This window comes from Peptoniphilus sp., assembly GCF_034090345.1.
Taxonomy (GTDB): domain Bacteria; phylum Bacillota; class Clostridia; order Tissierellales; family Peptoniphilaceae; genus Peptoniphilus.
This window is the reverse complement of sequence record NZ_JAXDSS010000063.1, coordinates 1-3,776: the sequence shown is the minus strand read 5'-3', so window position 1 is coordinate 3,776 and position 3,776 is coordinate 1. Positions and strand designations below refer to the sequence as shown.

The following is a 3,776-nucleotide window of genomic DNA, read 5'->3' as shown; positions in this document are numbered from 1 at the left end:
GCTTGCATTCACAGGCTCTACAGAAGTTGGTAGGGGAATTGGAATTGCAGCGGCAGAGAGAATTATCCCGGCAACTCTTGAGTTGGGTGGTAAGAGTGCCAATATATTCTTTGAAGATGCTGATATGGATGTTGCACTTGAAGGAGTTCAACTTGGAATTTTATTTAACCAAGGACAAGTTTGTTCAGCAGGTTCAAGAATTTTCGTACAAGAAAGTTTCTATGATGAGTTTGTAGAAAAAGTTGTTGAAGCATTTAAAAAAGTTAAAGTTGGAGACCCACTTGATCCTGAAACACAAATGGGAGCTCAAGCAAGCCCGGGTCAACTTAGAAAGATTTTAGACTATGTTGAAATAGGTCAAAAAGAAGGCGCGAAAATTTTAACTGGTGGAAATAAAATAGAAGGCGATGGAGTTTTCATGGAACCTACTTTACTTGGTGAGGTTACAAATGAAATGAGAGTTGCCAGAGAAGAAATTTTTGGACCGGTTGGAGTAATCATAAAGTTTAAAGATGAAGAAGATTTAATTAGAATGGCGAATGATTCAGACTATGGACTTGGGGGAGGAGTATTCACTAAGGATATAAACAAGGCAATTAGAGTTGCAACAGGAATAAGAACTGGTAGGGTATGGGTTAACACATATAACACATTCCCAGCAGGTGCACCATTTGGTGGGTATAAAGAGTCCGGAATAGGACGTGAAACTCACAAGGTTATCTTAGACCACTACACTCAAATGAAAAATATATTGATTAACCTAAGTGCTACTCCGGCAGGAATGTATTTAAAATAAAAACAGGCTCATGAGATAAAACTCATGAGCTTATTTTTAGCCTTGGCAATCAGAACAGATTCCCTGTAATTCAAGTATGTGTCCGGTAACCTTAAATCCAGTATTCTGTGCGATGCCTTCCTCATAAGGAGAGATCGGACAATGTGTAATGGGAACTATTTTTCCGCAATTAGAGCATACTATATAGTGTTCATGTGAGTCATAAATTGTATAGTAGTGTAGCCCGTTTTGTCTAAGTGTTTTTTTTAGGATACTTGCTTTTTCAAGTTCACTTAAAATGCGATAAACACTTGAACCAGAGACCACTTCTCTATTGATTTTTAGAATTAATTCGTCTGCAGAAAGCGGCATGGAATTTGATTTTAGAACATTTAAAACTTCCATACGTGCTTTTGTAGCTCTGAGACCATTTTCAATCAATAACTCTTCCATAATATAACCTCCATTTATTTAGTATAACATTTTAAAAAGAGAAATAGTATTTTATTTTAATTTAAATAAATTTGGGTATATCTTATTAAGAATAGGAATTAATTTTAGGAGGAAGAAATGAAAAAAATTAGTTTGTTAATAATGACATTTACGCTTTTATTGTTGGCAGCTTGCGGCAATAAAAATGCTACAGAAAAAAGCGAAGTAGTAGATTCACAGGAAAAGCTTAAAGTTTATGCATCTGTATATCCGGTATATGACTTTGTAGATAAAATTGGTGGAGATAAGATAGAACTTATTTCAGTTATACCAAATGGGGAAGAACCTCACGGATGGGAACCTGACCAAAAATTATTAAAGGATCTTGAATCTGCTGACATGTTTGTATATTCAGGAGCAGGTCTTGAATCTTGGGTTGAAAAGGTAACTGAATCTGTTCAAAACAAAAATTTGAAATTCGTAGAAGCATCTAAGGGTGTTGAACTTATAGCAAATACTCACAACCATGACCATGAACACGACCACGAAGCGGCAGAACACAACCATGAAAACCACAACCATAATGAAGTGACAGAACATGAGCATGACCATGATCATGAACATGACCATGGAGCTTATGACCCACACGTATGGTTATCTCCTACAAGAGCAATAAAAGAGCTTGAAAATATAACTATGGCACTTTCTGAAGCTGATCCTGAAAATACTGAATATTACAAAGAAAATTTAGCTAAGTATTCAGAAGAATTTAAGAAAGTAGATGAAGAATATAAAGCTAAACTTGCAACAGTTCCTAATAAGACAATAGTAGTTTCTCATGAAGCTTATGGTTACCTTGTAGCTGACTATGGCTTAGAGCAAATAGGTATTACAGGCATTGAAGCTGAAACTGAACCTGATGCAAAGACAATGAAAGAAATTATTCAACTTGTAAAGGAAAAGAATATAAAGACAATTTTTACAGAAGAATTGCTAGATACTAAGATAGCTGATACAATTTCCTCAGAAACAGGCGCTAAAACTGTAAGATTAAACCCACTTGAAGGACTTTCTGAAGAAGAGGTTAAAAATGGTGATGAGTATGTTTCAGTTATGAGAGCAAATCTTGATAAATTAGTTGAGGCTTTGAGTTGAAATTACTTGAAATAAAAAATTTAGATTTTGGATATAATAGAGAAAAAGTTTTAAAAAATATAGGCTTAACAATTGACGGGGGCGAATTTATCGCCCTCGTTGGTTCTAATGGAGCGGGAAAAACTACTTTTATAAAACTTATATTAGGGGAATTAAAACCTAACTGTGGAACTGTAAAATTTAATTTGGAAAATGGATTTAAAGATATAGGCTATGTTCCACAGTTGGGAGTTGGGTCAAGTTATAATTTTCCAATTACTGTGAGAGAGTTACTGTCGTTGCCATTGAAGAGACGTGGAAGACTTAGTCGAGCAGAAAATGAAAGAATAGAAGAAACTTTAAAACTTGTTGGCATAGATGATAAGATAGACGATTTATATTCTGAACTCTCAGGCGGTCAAAGACAGAGAGTTTTAATAGCAAAGGCGTTGATAGCCTACCCTAAGTTTTTGATTTTGGATGAACCGACAAACGGTATAGACCACAAGACTAAAGGCAACTTATATAAATTATTGCACCATATCAATCGAGCTCATGGGATAACTATTTTGATAATTACACATGAGTTAGACCTTGTTAGAGAATATTTAGACAGAGTGTACATGGTAGAAGATGGTCAAGTGAGGATAATAGATGGAGATATTTGAGTATAGCTACATGATTCGGGCTTTGATAGTCGGATTTATAGTGTCAATAATAATACCATTTATGGGAATAGTGGTAGTAAATAAAAAGATATCTATGATAGGAGATGCACTTTCTCACGTATCTTTAGCAGGGGTATTGATGGGATTTGTGCTTGGAATGAATATGATTTTAGGTGCGCTCATAGTATGTGTTATGGCGGCGCTATTAATGGAATTTATTCGCAAGAGATTTCCAAGTTATCAGGAAATTTCTACGGCAATAATAATGTCTACGGGGATTGGTCTATCGTCAATATTATCAGGATTTTTGACGAGGTCAGCAAATTTTGAAGGCTTTTTATTTGGAAGCATAATAGCTATACCAAATGATGAATTCGCACTTATTTTGGGCGTTGGTATTGCTGTGTTTTTAACTTTTTTATACTTTTATAAAGATTTGATGCACATTTCGTTTGACGAGACAAGCGCAAGGCTATCCGGAATAAATGTGGGATTGGTAAATACAATTTTTATGATGCTAATTGCTATAACAATTTCAGTTTCGGCAAGAACTGTGGGAATACTTATAATTTCTTCTCTAATGGTAATTCCCGTGGCTTGTGCAATGAAATTTAGAATGGGATATTTTAAAACATTGATATTATCATCTGTTTTTGGACTAATATTTACGATGAGTGGACTCATTCTTTCATTTTATCTAGGGTTAAAACCTGGTGGAACTATAGTTTTAATTGGAGTGTTTACTTTGATACTAATTCTTTTAATAT

5 protein-coding genes are annotated in these 3,776 nt (G+C 34.7%); 4 read left to right on the top strand and 1 reads right to left on the bottom strand.

The window, feature by feature from the left end; all coding sequences use genetic code 11:
* Positions 1-796, top strand: a 796-nt coding sequence (locus SOR77_RS05385; protein ID WP_320636146.1) for an aldehyde dehydrogenase family protein, incomplete at its 5' end; no start/stop codon positions are given.
* Positions 797-832: 36 nt separating this feature from the next.
* On the opposite strand, the gene SOR77_RS05380 is transcribed toward SOR77_RS05385, so the two are convergent.
* Complete coding sequence (locus tag SOR77_RS05380; RefSeq protein ID WP_320636145.1) at positions 833-1,228, bottom strand: Fur family transcriptional regulator; 396 nt, start codon at positions 1,226-1,228, stop codon at positions 833-835.
* A gap of 117 nt (positions 1,229-1,345) precedes the next feature.
* Here SOR77_RS05380 and SOR77_RS05375 point away from each other — a divergent pair, with 117 nt between their 5' ends.
* From SOR77_RS05375 to SOR77_RS05365, 3 genes are all read left to right on the top strand, one after another.
* On the top strand, positions 1,346-2,362 hold the full coding sequence (locus SOR77_RS05375; RefSeq protein ID WP_320636144.1) for a metal ABC transporter solute-binding protein, Zn/Mn family: 1,017 nt from the start codon (positions 1,346-1,348) through the stop codon (positions 2,360-2,362).
* Positions 2,359-3,009 (top strand): metal ABC transporter ATP-binding protein, encoded by a 651-nt coding sequence (locus SOR77_RS05370; protein ID WP_320636143.1) that lies wholly within the window; start codon positions 2,359-2,361, stop codon positions 3,007-3,009. The genes SOR77_RS05375 and SOR77_RS05370 overlap by 4 nt, the downstream gene beginning before the upstream one ends.
* Positions 2,996-3,776, top strand: a 781-nt coding sequence (locus SOR77_RS05365; RefSeq protein WP_320636142.1) for a metal ABC transporter permease, incomplete at its 3' end; no start/stop codon positions are given. The genes SOR77_RS05370 and SOR77_RS05365, both read left to right, overlap by 14 nt.

Coding starts and splice junctions, on each gene's coding strand:
- SOR77_RS05380 (WP_320636145.1), bottom strand. CDS start 1,228: ATGGAAGAGTTATTGATTGAAAATGGTCTCAGAGCTACAAAAGCACGT.
- SOR77_RS05375 (WP_320636144.1), top strand. CDS start 1,346: ATGAAAAAAATTAGTTTGTTAATAATGACATTTACGCTTTTATTGTTG.